Source organism: Nocardia sp. NPDC051321, assembly GCF_044455225.1.
Classification (GTDB): domain Bacteria; phylum Actinomycetota; class Actinomycetes; order Mycobacteriales; family Mycobacteriaceae; genus Nocardia.
The window spans coordinates 520,373-537,584 of record NZ_JBITEM010000001.1 but is presented as its reverse complement, the minus strand read 5'-3'; the positions used below and the strand labels follow the sequence as shown (position 1 = coordinate 537,584).

General features: G+C 67.4%; 14 protein-coding genes. 8 read left to right on the top strand and 6 right to left on the bottom strand.

The window, feature by feature from the left end; translation table 11 throughout:
• Positions 1-161: 161 nt before the first annotated feature.
• Together ACIA8C_RS02510 and ACIA8C_RS02505 are read left to right on the top strand one after the other, a co-directional pair.
• The gene (locus ACIA8C_RS02510; protein ID WP_397130466.1) at positions 162-1,487 is read left to right on the top strand and encodes an ATP/GTP-binding protein; all 1,326 of its coding nucleotides are present in this window, start codon (positions 162-164) and stop codon (positions 1,485-1,487) included.
• A 2-nt stretch (positions 1,488-1,489) separates the two neighbouring features.
• A complete protein-coding gene (locus ACIA8C_RS02505; RefSeq protein WP_397130465.1) occupies positions 1,490-2,116 on the top strand; it encodes an RloB family protein in 627 nt (208 codons plus the stop codon).
• Here ACIA8C_RS02505 and ychF read toward each other — a convergent pair.
• A complete protein-coding gene (gene ychF, locus ACIA8C_RS02500; RefSeq protein WP_397130464.1) occupies positions 2,106-3,185 on the bottom strand; it encodes a redox-regulated ATPase YchF in 1,080 nt (359 codons plus the stop codon). The two genes, ACIA8C_RS02505 and ychF, sit on opposite strands and share 11 nt — an antisense overlap.
• 59 nt (positions 3,186-3,244) lie before the next feature.
• Entirely contained in the window at positions 3,245-4,168 is a 924-nt protein-coding gene (locus ACIA8C_RS02495; protein ID WP_397130463.1) for a zinc-binding alcohol dehydrogenase family protein, read from the bottom strand.
• A gap of 130 nt (positions 4,169-4,298) precedes the next feature.
• On the opposite strand from ACIA8C_RS02495, the gene ACIA8C_RS02490 reads away from it, so the two are divergent.
• Together ACIA8C_RS02490 and ACIA8C_RS02485 are read left to right on the top strand one after the other, a co-directional pair.
• The gene (locus ACIA8C_RS02490) at positions 4,299-5,141 is read left to right on the top strand and encodes a helix-turn-helix domain-containing protein (protein WP_397130462.1); all 843 of its coding nucleotides are present in this window, start codon (positions 4,299-4,301) and stop codon (positions 5,139-5,141) included.
• A gap of 4 nt (positions 5,142-5,145) precedes the next feature.
• On the top strand, positions 5,146-5,568 hold the full coding sequence (locus ACIA8C_RS02485) for a VOC family protein (protein ID WP_397130461.1): 423 nt from the start codon (positions 5,146-5,148) through the stop codon (positions 5,566-5,568).
• Between the two features lie 50 nt (positions 5,569-5,618).
• Here the strand turns inward: ACIA8C_RS02485 and ACIA8C_RS02480 are convergent, their stop codons facing one another.
• From ACIA8C_RS02480 to ACIA8C_RS02470, 3 genes are read right to left on the bottom strand one after another with little or no spacing between them, the layout of a single operon-like run.
• Positions 5,619-6,455 carry a carbohydrate ABC transporter permease gene (locus ACIA8C_RS02480; protein WP_397130460.1) on the bottom strand — a complete coding sequence of 279 codons (837 nt, stop codon included), beginning with the start codon at positions 6,453-6,455 and terminating at the stop codon, positions 5,619-5,621.
• Entirely contained in the window at positions 6,452-7,327 is an 876-nt protein-coding gene (locus ACIA8C_RS02475; RefSeq protein ID WP_397130742.1) for a carbohydrate ABC transporter permease, read from the bottom strand. The genes ACIA8C_RS02480 and ACIA8C_RS02475 overlap by 4 nt, the downstream gene beginning before the upstream one ends.
• Positions 7,328-7,341: 14 nt before the next feature.
• Positions 7,342-8,625: an ABC transporter substrate-binding protein gene (locus ACIA8C_RS02470; protein ID WP_397130459.1), complete on the bottom strand. Its 1,284-nt coding sequence runs from the start codon at positions 8,623-8,625 to the stop codon at positions 7,342-7,344.
• Between the two features lie 388 nt (positions 8,626-9,013).
• On the opposite strand from ACIA8C_RS02470, the gene ACIA8C_RS02465 reads away from it, so the two are divergent.
• The 4 genes from ACIA8C_RS02465 to ACIA8C_RS02450 all read left to right on the top strand — a co-directional run bounded on the left by ACIA8C_RS02465 (position 9,014) and on the right by ACIA8C_RS02450 (position 13,858).
• Complete coding sequence (locus tag ACIA8C_RS02465; RefSeq protein ID WP_397130458.1) at positions 9,014-11,308, top strand: carbon starvation CstA family protein; 2,295 nt, start codon at positions 9,014-9,016, stop codon at positions 11,306-11,308.
• Positions 11,309-11,376: 68 nt separating this feature from the next.
• Positions 11,377-11,547: a YbdD/YjiX family protein gene (locus ACIA8C_RS02460; protein ID WP_397130741.1), complete on the top strand. Its 171-nt coding sequence runs from the start codon at positions 11,377-11,379 to the stop codon at positions 11,545-11,547.
• 155 nt (positions 11,548-11,702) lie between these two features.
• Entirely contained in the window at positions 11,703-13,301 is a 1,599-nt protein-coding gene (locus ACIA8C_RS02455; protein WP_397130457.1) for a DNA-3-methyladenine glycosylase 2 family protein, read from the top strand.
• A 35-nt stretch (positions 13,302-13,336) separates the two neighbouring features.
• Positions 13,337-13,858 carry a methylated-DNA--[protein]-cysteine S-methyltransferase gene (locus ACIA8C_RS02450; protein ID WP_397130740.1) on the top strand — a complete coding sequence of 174 codons (522 nt, stop codon included), beginning with the start codon at positions 13,337-13,339 and terminating at the stop codon, positions 13,856-13,858.
• A gap of 41 nt (positions 13,859-13,899) precedes the next feature.
• Here the strand turns inward: ACIA8C_RS02450 and ACIA8C_RS02445 are convergent, their stop codons facing one another.
• Positions 13,900-17,157: an AAA family ATPase gene (locus tag ACIA8C_RS02445; RefSeq protein WP_397130456.1), complete on the bottom strand. Its 3,258-nt coding sequence runs from the start codon at positions 17,155-17,157 to the stop codon at positions 13,900-13,902.
• Positions 17,158-17,212: the final 55 nt, after the last annotated feature.

Sequence of the window (17,212 nt, the reverse complement as noted above, 5' to 3'; positions counted from 1 at the left end):
AGCGCGACAGCAGATGGACAAGACATATGGATACGTCATCGACGATGGCCAGGACCTCGTGGACCACAGGCGAACAGACAGGCCACTCCTCCAGCTTCTCAGCCATCGAATCTGCTCGAAAAACGTATAAATCAACATGCTCCGACTGCTAAGGTCGACAGATGATCCTGCTTAGCTTCACGGTGTGCAACCACAAGAGCATTCGGGATGAGGTCACGGTCGATCTTGTAAGCCCGTTGTTGCGGACTCTTCAACCACGGGATGGCGGCTGGGCTGCTGTGACATACCCGATTGCGGGGATCTTCGGCGGTAACGCGACTGGCAAGTCCGCTGTGCTGGATGCGTTCTGGTACACGTTCACAGCGATCAGTCTGTCCGCTACAGCTTGGCAGGCATCGAAGTCAATGCAGCGGGCACCGTTCCGGCTCGACGGGACGGCGCGCACCTCATCGAGCACCTACGAGCTCGATTTCGTCCACGATGGACGTCGTCATCTTTACGGCTTCGAGGTGGACCATGACGGGATCAAACGCGAGTGGCTGCGCGATGTGCCCAGCTCGCGATGGCGCACGCTGCTGGATCGCGACCGGGAAGCCGGTACGTTGACATTCCACCAGAGCCTGCGCGCAAAGATGGAGGTGACTGGGCGTGAGCTCGTGCTCAGCCGGGCATTGTTGCTGCGCGACTCACCCCTGTACCCCATGGCTGATGATCTGGTCTCCGGCTTCGACTGCGTCCTGGTAAAGGATTCCCATCGCGAGGCGCGCCTGTCGAACCTCGCGGACTCACTGGCGGAAGGGACCATCACCTTCGCCGACCTCGAGGCACTGCTCCAAGTCGCCGACATCGGCGTCGTGAAGGTCAGCATCGAGGAGACCAAAATCCCTGACCACATACGCCGAGCATTCAGCCGACTCCGGCTCGAGCTGCGCGAAGATGACGACAAGCCCAGCGACAATGACGACGAAGAGCCCAGCAACCTGGACGACGACCAGCTCGCCCAGGTGGTCCGGCATCTGGTCTTCACTCACCGCGGCACTGCTGACGAATGCCCAGAGTTCTCCATCCAAGACGAAAGCGACGGGACGATCGCGTGGCTCGCCATTGCGGTGCCCGCGTTGGAGGCGCTGCGAAAGGGAGGCCTGCTCCTCGTCGACGAGATCGACGCGAGCCTGCATCCCCATCTCCTCGAGGTCCTGTTGGGAGCGTTCGCGGATCCCCTGGTCAACAACCGGCAGGCGCAGCTCATTTTCACGAGTCACGAGTCCTACGTCCTCTCACCGCTGAGCGAGGTGAAGCTGGAGCCCGAACAAGTCTGGCTTACGGACAAGACTAATGAAGGCGTCACCGAGCTGACCTGCCTAGCCGACTTCCCGAAGCACCCCGACGCGAATGTGGCGCGGCGCTATCTCACCGGCCGCTATGGCGGGACCCCGCGGCTCTCGCCGAGCATGCTGGCTGCACTCGTTGGCTCCCAGGCACGCTGAGGATGACAGGGCGCAGGCAGAGCGGACGTACCAGCAGGCCCAAGAGGCAGCCCGCCCGACGCATCCTCGTGGTTACCGAGGGAACGCGGACGGAACCCCAGTACGTCGAGGGCTTGAATCGCTATTTGCGCAGCAGGGGTACGACTGCTGTCGTGAAATCAGTCCCTGTCGGAAAGGACCCTATGAAGGTAGTCCGGAAGGGCATCGAGATTCGCGACAAGGCGGCGACCGACAAGAAGGACTACGACGTCTGCGTCTGCCTGGTCGATGTCGACCAGCACGAGGCGTTGCCAGCTGCCTGCCAGCTTGCTGCACGCGAGTCGATCCTACTGCTCGTCTCGAATCTCAAGTTCGAGGCTTGGCTGCGGTGGCACGTCGAGGACAAGCACTCTGCGCTGAGCACCTCGCAGCTCGACGACCTCACTGCGAAGCTCGGACTGGTCACGGAGAAGATGCTCGCACCGACTTTCCCATTCCACGCCGTACACGGGGCATGTGAGATCGCTCGCCGAGCGGACCCCGAACTCGAGGCTGGAAGAATAGGCCCCGATCCCTCCTCGGCAATGCCGATCCTCGTGGATCTCATGCTTGGCTATGAGACCTGGTCAGACGGGACTACTACACGTTGAAGCGGAATTCGACGACGTCGCCGTCGGCCATGACGTAGTCCTTGCCTTCCATGCGGACCTTGCCTGCGGCTTTGGCGGCGGCCATGGAGCCGTGTTCGACGAGGTCGTCGAAGGCTACGATTTCGGCTTTGATGAAGCCGCGTTCGAAGTCGGTGTGGATGACGCCTGCGGCTTTGGGGGCGGTGTCGCCCTGGTGGATTGTCCAGGCGCGGGACTCTTTCGGGCCTGCGGTGAGGTAGGTCTGCAGGCCGAGGGTGTGGAAGCCGGTGCGGGCCAGGGCGTTCAGGCCCGGTTCGGTTTGGCCGATGGATTCCAGGAGTTCCAGGGCGGACTCGTCGTCGAGCTCGAGGAGTTCGGCTTCGACCTTGGCGTCGAGGAACACCGCGTCGGCGGGGGCGACGGCGGCTTTCAGTTCGGCGATCTTCGCGTCGTCGGTGAGGACGGACTCGTCGGCGTTGAAGACGTAGAGGAAGGGCTTGGTGGTGAGCAGCGAAAGCTCTTTCAGCAGTTCACCATCCAGCTTGGTGCGCGCGGAGTAGAGGGTCTGGCCGCTGTCGAGGACGGCGTTCGCCGCGTTGGCCGCGTCCAGCAGGGGCTTGCGGTCCTTCTTGATCCTGGCTTCTTTTTCCAGCCGCGGGATCGCCTTCTCCAGGGTCTGCATGTCGGCGATGATCAGCTCGGTCTCGATCACCTCGATATCGGCGAGCGGATCGACACGACCGTCGACGTGCACCACGTCATCGTCGGCGAAGACGCGGACCACCTGGCAGATGGCGTCGGCTTCGCGAATGTTGGCGAGGAACTTGTTGCCGAGACCGGCGCCCTCGGACGCACCCTTGACGATGCCCGCGATATCCACGAACGACACCACAGCGGGCAGGATCTTGGCCGAACCAAAGATTTCGGCGAGCTTGTTCAACCGCGGATCGGGCAGCGGCACCACGCCGACATTCGGCTCGATGGTCGCGAACGGATAGTTCGCGGCAAGCACGTCGTTCTTGGTCAGCGCGTTGAAAAGCGTCGACTTTCCGACGTTGGGCAGGCCGACGATTCCGAGGGTGAGACTCACGAGTTCGAGAGTCTACGCGGCAGGCGCGGGCCCCCGACCCGCGCCTGCCCTACCGGTGATCAGGGGATAAGCACGACCTTGCCCAGATTGCCGCGGTCCTCGATCACCGCGTGCGCCTCGGCGGCGTCGTCGAGCGCGTATTCCGCGTGCACGGCGGGCCGAAGCTGATCGGACACCACGTACTGCCACAGCTCCTGCCGCCACTGATCGAGCAGGTCCGGCCGCCCCTGCGCGATGCGCGCCATCTGGAACCCGATCACCGACTTGGCGCCGACGAGCAGGTCGTAGGCCTCGATGGTGCCGCCGCCGGAGCTGTAGGCGACGAGCCGTCCACCGGGAGCGACCGCGGCGATAGCGGGCCCGAGCAGCTCACCACCCACGGCGTCCAGCGCGTAGTCGACGGGCTCGCCCCACGATTCCTGCCCGTACTCGATCACCTCGTCGGCGCCGAGCCCACGCACGAACTCCGCCTTGTCCTGATCCGAGACCGCACCGACGACCCGCGTCGCCCCGCGCACCCGGGCAAGCTGCACCGCGAGATGCCCGACGCCGCTGGCCGCCGCGGTGATGAGCGCCGACTCACCGTCTTTCGCGTTCGCCGCATCGAGCGCACCCAGCGCGACCAACCCACTGCGCACCAGCGCGACCGCGTCCACGGCCGACGCACCGTCGGGAATCGGCGACGCCATCGCCACCGAGAGCAGCGCGTAGTCGGCGTACCCGTGCCCGAACACCAGCCCGGTCACCCGATACCCCGGCGCGTATCCGGTGACACCGTCACCGACCGCGACCACCTCACCCGCGACCTCGCCGCCCAGCGCGATCGGCTCGCGCTGCTCGCGCACCTTCCGCACCATCGGCAGGGTCACCCCGATCGCCTCGACCCGGATCAGGAGTTCCCCGGGCCCCGGCGTCGGCACCTCGACCGACACGACCTCGAGCACCTCAGGACCACCGCTGCGCTCGTATTGGACCCGCCGCATCACACCTCCAGAAATCGTTAGAAGAGGACACGGTAACCAGCCCCCGCTGTGTGCTCATACCCAATTACGCCGTCGAGTGCTCCATCTCACCGCGCTTGCGGTCGCCGGTGGGCGGCGTAGCGTGACCTGCATGGAGCCGATCACCGAGGTGGTGACAGCGCGACCGGCGCCCATGCTCACGCCGTTCATCGATCATTACCTCGGCTACCGCATGACGGGTTATCCGGCGGGGCTGCATCGCGGCCTGCCCTCGGCGCACATGACGTTCATCATCAGCATCGGCCCGACGATCGACGTTGTGGCGCAGACGGATCCGAGTCAATCCCCGCAGGACTATCGCTGCTCGGTGAGCGGGCTGCAGGCCAGCACGGCGCTGATCTCGCATACCGGTCGTCAAGAGGGTGTCTCGGTCGCGCTGACCCCGCTCGGCAGCCGAGCGCTGTTCGGCGTGCCCGCCGCGGCGCTGTGGGACACGTCGGTGGAATTCGCGGACGTGGTCGGTCCGGTGGGCCACGAGCTGTGGGAACGGTTGCAGGAACCGAGGGGTTGGCCGGATCGCTTCGCCACGGTCGATCGGATCCTGACCAAGCTGGCCCAACCCGATCGCATGGTCGCACCCGAGCTGACCTGGGCTTGGCGCGCGCTAGTCGACTCCGGCGGCACCCGGCCGGTCAGCTCGCTGGTCGAGGACATCGGCTGGAGCAGACAGCACCTCGCCCGCCGGTTCGGCAACGAGTTCGGGCTGAGTCCGAAGCTCGCGGCCAGGGTCACCCGGTTCGAACGGGCCCGCCGGATGCTCGAGCGCACTCCCTCGTTCATCACCATCGCGCAGGTGGCGGCCAGCTGCGGCTACTACGACCAGGCGCATCTGAATCGCGACTTCGCCGAGCTGGCAGGCACCAGCCCGACGGTCTGGCTGAGCGAGGAGATTCCATCCGTCCAAGACACCGACCGGTCCGTCGAGCGACGCTGAACGCATGACGAATCCAACACCGACCGACAGCACCACCCGCACCGCCGTCTGGCCAACGCTGACGTTCCGCGACGCCAAGGCCATGTCCAAGTTCCTCGTCGAGGCGTTCGGCTTCGAGGAGACCGCGATGTACACCCGAGAAGACGACCCGTCGGTCGTCGAGCACGCCGAACTGCGCTGGCCGCTCGGCGGCGGCGTGATGTTCGGCTCCGCGTGCAAGGACGAGAGCGTGTTCGGCAAGCGCGTGCCCGGCAACGACTCGACCTACGTGGTCTGCGACGACCCGGACGCGCTGCTCGAGCGCGCGACCGCCGCCGGGGCCGTGGTGCTGCGCGGTCTGCGCGACGAAGACTATGGTTCGCGGGGATTCACCGTCCGCGATCCCGAGGGCAACCTCTGGAGCTTCGGCACCTACTGGGGCGAGTAGGCGTAAGTCCTACGGCCTGACGGCACCCAACGCCGTTGGGCCGCTGGCGTTCAGCGACCGCCGAGGCCCGACATGGCCATGCCGCGGATGAACGCGCGCTGGGCGATGCCGTACACCGCGAGCAACGGCAACAGAATGACCATCGAGGCGGCCATCAGAATCGGCCACTGGGTGTAGTACTGCCCCTGGAGACGCACCAATCCCAGTGTGGCGGTGGCGATCTCGTTGCGTTGAATCATGACGAGCGGCCACAGGAAGTCGTTCCAGACGGTGATCCAGGTGAGCACGCCGAGCACCATCAGCGCGGGGCGGGTGTGCGGCAACAGCACTCGCCAATAGACCTGCCAGGTAGAGCAGCCGTCGAGAATCGCCGCCTCCTCCAATTCCGCAGGCAGGGTACGGAAGAACTGCCGCATCAGATAGGTGCCGAAGGCACCGCCGAACAGACCGGGCACGATCATCGCCCACGGCGTGTCCACCCAGCCGAACGCCCGCATCAACAGGAACTGCGGGATCACCGTGACGGTCAGCGGCACCATGAGCGTGCCGAGGTAAGCGACGAACAGCACCTCGCGACCACGAAACCGCAAGCGCGCGAACGCATACCCCGCCAACGAGCAGAAGAACACCTGACCGGCGGTGACGCACACCGCGTAGACCGCGGTATTGAGCAGCATCCGCCCGAGCGGCAGCAGCTCGAACACCTTGCCGTAGTTGGACCACTGCGGGCTAGCCGGGAGCAGGTTCCCCTCGGCGACCTCCCCTTCCCGCTTCAACGACCCGGACAACGCCCACAGAATCGGCGCCAAAGCGCACCACGCGATGCCGATCAGCACCGCGTAGATCCCCGCCCCGCGCAGCAGCGCCCTGCCACGAGCCGTGTTCACAGATCCACCGCATCCCGCCGGGCAAATCGCAACTGCAGCACCGTGAGCACCAGCAGAATCGCGAAGATCACCCAGGCCAACGCCGACGCGTACCCGACCTCATAGAACCCGAAGGCGTTCTGGAACAACATGATTCCGAGCAGATAGGTCCCCGTTTCCGGGCCGCCGTTGCTACCGGTGAGCGCGTACACCTGATCGAACGCCTGCATCGAGTTGATGACCGTGATTACGAAGACGAACGACAGCGGCCCACGGATCAACGGCAGCGTGATCGCCGAAAACCGCCGCAGCGCACCGGCTCCGTCGATCTTCGCCGCCTCGTACAGCGGCTCCGGCACCCCCTGCATCGCGGCGAGCAGGATGACGGTCGCGAACGGCACGCTCTTCCACACCGTGACGACGCTCAGCGAGACCAACGCCAGGTCTGGATCGGTCAGCCACGGCACCGGTCCGAGACCGACCACGCCGAGCCCGAGATTGAGCATTCCGTCCTCGGTGAAGATGAACCGCCACACCACCGCCATCGCGACGGTGGACGCCACCAGCGGCAGGAACGCCAGCGTCCGAAAGAGCCCGATACCGGCCAACTTCCGATTCAACGCCGCCGCGATCCCCAGCCCGATCAGCACCGTCGGCACCAGCGTGAGCACGGTGAACACCGCGCTGTTGCGTAACGCGATGAGAAACAACGGATCCGACCCGAACAGTCGCGCGTAGTTGTCCAGCCCCACATACCGCTTCGGCCGGAACAAGTCCCACGAGTGAAAACTCAGATACAGCGAAAACCCCAACGGAAACAACAGGAACACCGCCACTGCCGCCACATTCGGCGCGACGAACGCCCACCCAGCCCGCTCCCGCTTGCGCGCCAACCCGGTGGCCCTGCTCACGGCGACTCCAGCAACGCGTCGAGGTCAGCGGTGAATCGGCCGTCAAGGGAGGCGGCGGTAGCGGCACCGCGCAGCACCCGGTTGGCACCGCGCTCCAACAGTGCGGAGACCTTGCCCCAGGCGGGGGTCACCGGCAGCGGCCGGGAGTTGTCCGGCCCTTCGGTGAACACCGCGAGGTTGCGTGTCTCGCGGTGTGCGGCAGCGAAACCGGGCGAGCCCATCGCGGATTTCAGCACCGGCACGAACAGCCCGGAGGCCGCGATGATGGCCTGCCCCACCGGTCCGGTCGCGAATTTGACGAATTCCCAAGCCTGTTCGACGCGCGGACTACCCGCCGCGATGGCAAGCCCGGTGCTGCCGACATCGGTGATCGCGCCGGGTCCACCGTGCGGTCCGACCGGCAACACCGTGACGTCGATCGAAAGCCCGTCCTGCCCCGCGAATTCCGAGTACAGCCAGTGCCCACCGAGCACCATCGCCGCCCGCCCCGCCCGGAACAGCTCCGGCGCCGAAATCGACAGCTGGTCGGCGACTTTCGGCGCCACCCGATGCCGCACCGCGAGATCGGCGTAGAACTGGAACCCCTCGGCGAACCGGGGATCCCCGAGGTTGGCCCTGGTCGGCGCGACCGACGGCGTGAACCACTCCGCGCCGTTGTTCATGCCGAAGCACGCGGCCGAATAGTACGGCACCCAGGCGTCGGCGAAGCCCCACTGCTTGTGCTTCGTGAGGGTGCGCGCGACATCCAGGAATTCGTCGAACGACCAGGCGTCGCGCCACCGGGTAGGCGGCGTCAGCCCGGCCGCCGCGAACAGCTCCCGGTTGTAATAGAGGAACACCCCAGACCACTGCTCAGGCAAGGCGTACTGCCCACCGGCATAGGTGAAGGTGTCGTAGAGCGCCGGATAGCTGTCGCGCCGTAACATCTCCGCGTACTCGGGTTCTCGATCGAGCAGCGTGCGCAGGTCCAACAGCACGCCACGCTCGGCGAGCCCGGAGTAGAGCAGTTCCCAGGCCATGATGACGTCGGGGCATCTACCGCCCGCGCAGTAGGTGAGCAGTTGCTGCTGTGGATCCGGGCCGGACATGATGGTGCGAATCTTGATGTCCGGGTGCCGCTTCCGGAATTCGTCGATGATCGACAACCGCACCCGCGCCTCCTCCGGCCTGGCCTGGAAGAAGAAGGTCAGCGCGTCGTCGGCGGACCCGCAGCCGGTCGCGCCGAGTACGGAGGCGCCCAGCGCCGAGCCGAGCAGGGTGCGACGACGAATCGGTGACACGAGCTCCTCCACGACGGCCTGCGGATGGATACGCGAACCCCGGGAGGAGAAACGGCGATGTGTAGGACCGATCGGCGAATGCCCGAGCCAGCATGGCAGCATACGGATGGCAACATCGCCGGGCGCGGAGAACACGCCCACTCGCACCGGCGAACACCGGACACCGTGAACAACGGTCGACCGGGCAGCTGACGCCCCGCGGGCCACCCGTACCCGCGCCGCGCCGACGGATCGAGCCCCGCTCGTAGGAAGCCACAGTAGGAGGCCTCGCGGCGATCTCGATCCGTATCGCAATGTTCAGACTTCACTAAGTCCGGCTCATACGCGCTTCGGTTCAGCTACGTTGACATCGTTTCAGCCAGCTCGATTTCACGGGAGAGTAGTTCGCATGGCGACCATCGAATACCTCCGGACAGATCCCGACCTACCTCCCGTGGGTGTCGTGGACAGTTCGCCTATTACCCCAGTCAAGAAGGGCATTTTCGCCGCGATCGCCGTTGTCGGCGCGATCGCCTGGGCCGTCCTGGCCATCTCCCGCGGCGAGTCGGTCAACGCGGTATGGATCGTGGTCGCGGCCGTGGCCACCTACGTGCTCGCCTACCAGTTCTATTCCAGGCTCATCGAGTACAAGATCGTCAAGCCGCGGGACGACCAGGCCACGCCCGCCGAGATCCTGGAAAACGGCAAGGACTACATGCCGATGGACCGGCGGGTGCTGTTCGGGCACCACTTCGCCGCCATCGCCGGTGCCGGCCCCCTGGTCGGCCCGGTCCTCGCCGCTCAGATGGGCTATCTGCCGGGTGTGCTGTGGATCGTGATCGGCGTCGTCTTCGCCGGCGCGGTGCAGGACTACCTGGTGCTGTGGGCATCGACCCGCCGCCGGGGCCGCAGCCTCGGGCAGATGGCCCGTGACGAGCTCGGCGCGGTCGGCGGCGTGGCCGCGATCATCGCCGTGCTGGTGATCATGATGATCCTGCTCGCGGTGCTCGGCATCGTCGTGGTCAACGCATTGGCCGCGACCACCGGCAAGGACGGCACACTGCAGGGCGGCAGCCCGTGGGGCGTGTTCTCCATCGCGATGACCATCCCGATCGCCCTGTTCATGGGCGTGTACCTGCGCTTCTTCCGGCCGGGCAAGGTCGGCGAGGTGTCCATCATCGGGTTCGCGCTGCTGCTGCTCGCCATCATCTCCGGCAACTGGGTCGCCGGATCCGGCTGGGGCCAGGACCTGTTCACCCTGTCGGGCACCACCATCGCGTGGTTCCTCATCGGCTACGGCTTCATCGCCTCGGTGCTGCCGGTGTGGCTGCTGCTCGCGCCCCGCGACTACCTGTCCACCTTCATGAAGATCGGCACCATCGTCCTGCTTGCCGTCGGCGTCCTGATCACCATGCCGGTGCTGAAGGCGCCCGCCGTCTCGGACTTCGCCAGTTCCGGCAAGGGTCCGGCGTTCGCGGGCAGCCTGTTCCCGTTCCTGTTCATCACCATCGCCTGCGGCGCGCTGTCCGGATTCCACTCGCTGGTCTCCTCGGGCACCACGCCGAAGCTGCTGGAGAAGCAGTCGCAGGCCAGGATGATCGGCTACGCGGGCATGCTGATGGAGTCGTTCGTCGCCGTGATGGCGATCATCACCGCGAGCATCATCGACCAGCACCTGTACTTCGCGATGAACGCGAGCGCGGGCCTGACCGGTGGCACCGCGGAGAAGGCGGCCGCCTACACCAACAGCCTTGGCCTGAGCGGTAATCCGATGACTCCGGCTGAGCTGACCCAGGCCGCCAAGGACTTCGGCGAGAACAGCATCGTCTCGCGGACCGGTGGCGCGCCGACGCTCGCTGTCGGCATGGCCGAGGTGCTGCACCGGTTCCTCGGCGGCAGCGGCCTCAAGTCGTTCTGGTACCACTTCGCGATCATGTTCGAGGCGCTGTTCATCCTCACCACGATCGACGCCGGTACCCGGGTCGCGCGCTTCATGCTGTCGGACTCGCTTGGCAACCTCGGCGGCCCCGCCACGAAGTTCAAGGACCCGTCGTGGCGGCCCGGTGCGTGGCTCTGCTCTGCGATCGTGGTCGCCGCCTGGGGCTCGGTACTGCTGATGGGCGTCACCGATCCGCTTGGCGGCATCTACACGCTGTATCCGCTGTTCGGCATCTCCAACCAGTTGCTCGCCGCGATCGCGCTCACCGTGGTGCTGACCATCGTGATCAAGAAGGGCCTGATCAAGTGGGCCTGGGTCCCGGCGATCCCGCTGATCTGGGATCTCATCGTGACGATGACGGCGTCCTGGCAGAAGATTTTCTCGGCCGACCCGAACATCGGCTACTGGAAGCAGCACAGCAACTTTGTCGCCGCGGTCGACGCGGGGAAGATCTTGGCACCCGCCAAAACCGCCGCCGATATGGACAAGGTCGTGCGCAACACCTTTATCCAGGGCAGCCTGTCGATCATCTTCGCGGTGCTGGTGTTGATCGTGGCGATCGTCGGCGTAATCGTCTGTGTGCGGGCTTGGCGTGCGGGCGGCGGACCGGACAGCGAATCGCCGGACGAACCGTCGAAGATCTTCGCGCCCAGGTCGTTCCTCGCGACCGCCGAGGAGAAGGAGGTGCAACGGGAATGGGACGCCCTGATCGCCGCAGGGAAGGTCCGAGCGCCGGGCGCCGCCCAGGTGAAAGCGACGCAATGACCGTGCACGTCGCCCCGCACGACAGTCGATCGGCTGCCGTGCGGGGCCTGCGTGCCGGTGCGACCGCGGTGCGCACGGTCGGCTGGTGGTTCAACTCGATCCTCGGCGGCCAGGACTATCAGCGGTACGTGGACCATCTGGCGCGCAACCATCCCGGCTGCGCGGTGCCGACGGAACGCGAGTACTGGCGGACCAGGCACGCGGACGCGGATAACAACCCGACGAATCGCTGCTGCTGACGCGCGGCGGGGCGACGCTCCGCCCGCCCTGGTGGCGGCTGATCTGCGCGTTCGCGATTCGCTCCGGCAACGCCCCCGTGCGCATCGCACACATACCGGGGGTGGTGGCAGATTTCCGCTAGCGGAGGTTGCCGACAGCTGACATTGTGGTGGGCGTGACGATCACGGCGTTGGATTTCGAGCGGTGCTACCGTGCGGTGTCGACCAGGGACTCCCGCTTCGACGGGCAGTTCTTCACTGCGGTGCGGACCACCGGAATCTATTGTCGCCCTTCGTGTCCGGCGATCACACCGAAACGGATGAATGTGTCGTTCCTGCCGACCGCGGCGGCGGCACAGCAGGCGGGCTACCGGGCCTGCCGCCGGTGCCTGCCGGACGCCGCCCCGGGATCTCCCCTCTGGAACACCCGAGCGGACCTGGCCGCGCGGGCGATGCGGCTGATCGGCGACGGGGTGATCGAACGCGGCGGCGTGCCCGCGCTGGCCGCCACGCTCGGCTATTCGCAGCGGCAGCTGACCCGCGTGCTCACCACCGAACTCGGCGCAGGCCCGCTGGCGCTGGCCCGCGCGCACCGGGCGCATACCGCCCGACTATTGATCCAGACGACGGCAATGCCCATGTCGGACATCGCTTTCGCGGCCGGGTTCGCCAGCATCCGCCAGTTCAACGACACGGTGCGCGAGGTGTTCGCGGTCAGCCCCACCACCATGCGGGCCGAGTCGAATCGGGCGAAGTCCGCCTCGAATGGACGCCCGGTGCCCGCCGTGAACGGCTCGCTCAGCCTGCGGCTGCCCTACCGCGAGCCGCTGGATCGGGCCTGGCTGGAGTGGTTCCTCTCCTCGCATGTGGTCCCCGGCATGGAGCTGTGGGATAACCGCGCCTACACCCGAAATCTGCGCACGCCGCACGGCCACGCGACGACCCGGCTCAGTTTCCAGCGCGACCACGTGCGGGCCGAGCTGGCCCTGCACGACATGCGGGACCTGGCACCGACCGTCGCGCGACTACGGCACCTGCTCGACCTCGACGCCGACCCGATCGGCATCGACGAGGCGCTGGGTGTCGCTCCGGGGCAACAGGTTTCGACACCGGAGCTGGCCGACCCGGACACCACTCGACTACCCGACGCGGGCGCCGGATCACCACCGGAGGCCGAGCTCGATCCCGGTGCCGGGCGACGGGCTGTCTTCTCCCCCGGCATTCGGGTGCCCGGCTGCCTGGACGGGCCGGAACTGTTGCTGCGCACCATGATCGGGCAGCAGATCTCGGTATCGGCGGCGGCGACGCACACCGCGCGGCTGGTCGACGCGCTCGGCGATCGGGTCGACGGGCCGATACCCCTGCTGTTCCCCACCCCGGCGGTGATCGCCGAACGCGGGGCCGAGGTGCTCACCGGTCCGTCGCGACGGATTCGCTCGATCATCGGCGCGGCCGCGGCGCTGGCCAGCGGCGAACTGGCGTTGCACCAGGGCCGCACCGCCGCCGACCTGCGCCGCGACCTGCTCGCGTTGGACGGGGTCGGCCCGTGGACGGCCGACTACGTGACCATGCGCCTGCTCGCCGACCCGGACGTGCTGCTGAACACCGATCTGGTGGTCCGCCAGGGCGCCGCGGTGCTCGGCATCGACCTCAGTGACACCGCACGCTGGGCGCCGTGGCGCTCCTACCTTTCCATGCACCTGTGGAAGGCGGCGCTGACCGACCGCGCCGCCCGCGCCAAGTCCGCCTCCTCGAAAGCGAGCACCCAATCGTGAACGCCACCACCGCTGTTCGCCCGACCAAGCGCCACATCGGTACCACCACCGCAGATTTCGCGACGGTCGATACGCCGATCGGCCCGTTCACCGCCGTGGTCAATGCCGACGGTGCCGTGCTGGCTGCCGGGTGGACCGCCGACGTTGACCTGCTGCACCCGGTGATCCACCCGGCTTTGCGTCCGGCCGAACTGCGGCAACGGGATTCGCTCGGCGAACTGACCCGGATCATCAACGCCTATCACGACGGTGATCTCACCGCGATCGATGATGTCCCGGTTCGCCAGCAATCCGGCGAATTCCTCATGCACGCGTGGGATGTCCTGCGCAAGGTTCCGGCGGGCGCACCGATCACCTACACCGAGTACGCCGCCATCTCCGGCCGCCCCGACGCCACCCGTGCCGCGGCCAACGCCTGTGCGCGCAACGCGGCGGCCCTGTTCGTCCCGTGCCACCGCATCTATCGCATCGGCGGCGCGCTCGGCGGCTTCCGGTGGGGTCTGCCGATCAAGCGCTGGCTGCTCGATCACGAGGCCGGACGCGAAACCCTGTGTTGACGGTTGCCTTTGGCCATATCGCGTCGAGTTCAACGGGCCGGTCAGGCGACGGTGGCCTCGAGGTGGGAGCCAGTGCGGCCGCGCCGGACGTGCAGGCGGCTGGGGATGCGCTGGCGCATTTCGTCGACGTGGCTGACGACGCCGACGACGCGGCCGCCAGCACGGAGTTCGTCGAGGACGCCCATCACCGCGTCCAGGGTGTCGGCGTCCAGGCCTCCGAAGCCCTCGTCGATGAAGAGGGTGTCCAGCACGAGGCCGCCGGATTCGGCGGCGACGGTGTCGGCCAGGCCGAGTGCCAACGACAGTGACGCCATGAAGGTTTCGCCGCCGGAGAGGGTCTTGGCGGGACGGATGGCGCCGGTGTAGTCGTCGCGGATATCGAGGCCGAGTCCGCCGCGGCGGCCGCGCGGGCCCGCCTTGTCGGAGTGCACGAATTCGTAACGGCCACCGGACATTCGGCGCAGGCGCAGCGAACCAGCCTGGGCCACCTCTTCCAGTCGAGCGGCGAGAACGTAAGAGCGCAGCGACATCCTGCGGTTGTTCTCGCCACGGCCCGCGACCACCTCGGCGAGACCTGCCAGTTCGTCGTGGGCGCGCTGCAGCGGGGCGATACGGTCCACTGCCGCCCAGAGTTGGCCGCCGAGATCTTCCAAAAGGCCGACCCGCCTGGTTGCTTCGGCGTGTGCGGCGACGGCGGTGTTCAGTTGCGTCTGCGCGGCGGTGACGGCGGACTCGAGTTCGGTCAGGTCGCCGGGTTCGGTGACGGCGGCCGCTTGGATTTCCGGTTCCGCGAGAACGGCTTGCGCGTGTGCGCGGGTGCGGTCGGCGTCGGTCAGTTCGGCTTCGATGTCGGCTTGCCGTTGCGGCGTGCGGCTCGCCGCGGTGACCACCCGCGCAACCGCGGTCAGTCGCGCCACAACCTCCTGGGGCGCCGCGACCACGGCTGCCAGAGGCGCGGATCCCGTGGCCGAGTCGTTCGCCGCATCGTCGGCGCGTGCTGTAGTCGCATCACCAGTTGGCACGAAACCCGCTGCACAGGAGAGGCTTTCGACACGGGCGGCGATGACGACTACCTGTTCGCGGGCTGCCGCCGCGTCGACGCGGGCGTCGCGGAGGGTGGTGGCGTCCGTGACGAGGGCGGTGAGGCGGGCGTAGCGGCGGTCGATGGTTTCGTCGGCGCCCGCGGCGGCGCGGAGGCGGTCGTTGAGCTCGGTGAGGCGGGTGGTGGCGGTGGCGATGTTCGCGGCGACTGTGCTTCGGCGCGAATCGGATTCGCGGAGTTCGTCGTGCAGGCGGGACTCGTCGGTACGCAGGCGGGCGAGTTCGGCGGTGAGACCCTCAGCGAGGGCGGCCAGCTCGGCGGTGTCCTCGTAGCGGTCGGTGGCGGCGCGCAAGGCGGCGGCCAGTTCGACCCGGTCGGTGTCGCCGCCCCGCACGGTGAGCGTTTCGATCTCGCGCTCCAACGCGGTGATTCGGGCCAGTACGCGGTCGCGCGCATTCTCGGCGGCGCGTTCGGCCGTCACCGCGGCCTCTTCGGCGTCCTTGGAGACAGCGCCGGCGGTGGGGCGGGCGGGGGCGGGGTGCTCGGCGGAACCGCATACCGTGCACGGCTGGCCGTCGGCCAGCCCATCGGCGAGTTCGGCGGCCATGCCTGCCAGCCTGCGCTCGCGCAGGTCGAGGACCCGTTCCTTGGCGTCGTTGTGCGCGGCGCGAGCCGTCTCGAACTCGACTCGGGCGTGGTCCAAATCTGTTTTGCGAGAGGCGAGTTCGACCGCGGCCGCCGCGGCGGTCTGGAGCCGCTCGCATTCGGCAGTCAGGGTCGGCAGGGTGGCGGCCGCGTTGGTTGCCTCGCGCAGGCGGGTTTCGAGGGTGGCGAGCGAGCCGGGGAGTTGTTCGCGCAGGCGGGTCAGTTTGGTCACCTGGGTGTTGAGGGCGGCGTCCTCGTCGCGCAGTCCCGCCAACTCCCGAGTGAGTCGGGTCGCCGCGGTCGCGTCGGCCCGTACCTCGTCCAATCCGCCGATCTGTGCGCTCCAACGGCGGATCGCGGCATCGATGTCGGCGTCGTCTCGGATAACCGCTCGGTCGGCCGGCTGGGCCACTGCTTCGGCCGCGCCTGTCCGATCGTGCTCGGCGGCAGAATGATCCGCTCGTATCGGTGACTCATCGTCCGCGTGCGCGGCGGAAGGTCGCTCGGCAGCAGCGTCCAGGTGCTCGACGTGGATCAGTTCGATGCCGCCGAGGTCGGCACCTGCTGGCTCGAGCAGGCGCGTGGTCAATTGCCTACTGGCGTTCAGCTTTTCGGTGTCCTTGCGACGCATCTGCATGACGGCGTCGCGGGCCTCGTCGATGGCCGCGGCGACCGGCTCGGCCCGGCGGGCCAATTCGAGTTCGGCGTGCAGCGCGGTGCGGTGTTCCGTGGCGGCCGCGTAGTCGTCGAGTTGCCTGCGAGCCACCGCCATTCGGCGGCGCAGCTCATGCAGCCTGCGTTGTTCCTCGGCGAGTGCGCGCACCCGTCCCGACTCTTGCTGGCGGCGTTCGGCTTCCGCTGCCGCGGCGGTCAGATCGGTACGCGCGGTGGCAAGCAGCTCTTGCGACCAGCTGACCGCCTCCAGCGGGCCGAGAGTCTCCGCCGCACCTGCCCCTGCCGCGACGCCGACCTGTGCGATCAGCCGGTCGATGCCCTGCTTGCGGGAGTCGAGGTCGGCGGTGGAGGCGCGGCGCTTGTCCGCCAGCCACTGTTCGGCGCTACCGAATCGTTCGGTGTCGAAGAGCTTTTCGAGCAGCTTCTCGCGATCTTCGTTGTCCGCCCGCAGGAATCGCGCGAAGTCGCCCTGCGGCAGCAACACCACCTGGAAGAACTGGTCGGCGCTCATGCCGAGCAGCCGGATGATCTCGTCGCCGATATCGGGTATCCGGGAGAGGTTTTCGCCGCGCCCGTCCAGCCAGGCCAGCGTCGCCTTGGCTGGATCGGTGCGCATGCCGGTGCCGCGCAGCTTCGGCCGTTCGAACTCGGGGATGCGGGTCAGCCGCACCCGCCGTCCGCCGAGGGTGGCCTCCAGGATCACCTGCGGCGGAGTCTGTTCCGGCGCGTGATCGGAGTGCAGGCGCTTGCTTTCGCCGCGGGCACCGGGGACCCGGCCGTAGAGCGCGAACGCGATGGCGTCGAGCACGGTGGTCTTACCCGCGCCGGTCTGCCCGTGCAGCAGGAAGAGCCCGTCGGCGCCGAGCGCGTCGAAGTCGACGACCGTGGTTTCGGCGAACGGGCCGAAGGCGGTCATCTCCAGCTTGTGCAGCCTCATGCGGCCGCACCGGCCCTCGTCGCGTGGCCATCGCTGGGCAGCACGGGGCGCGCCG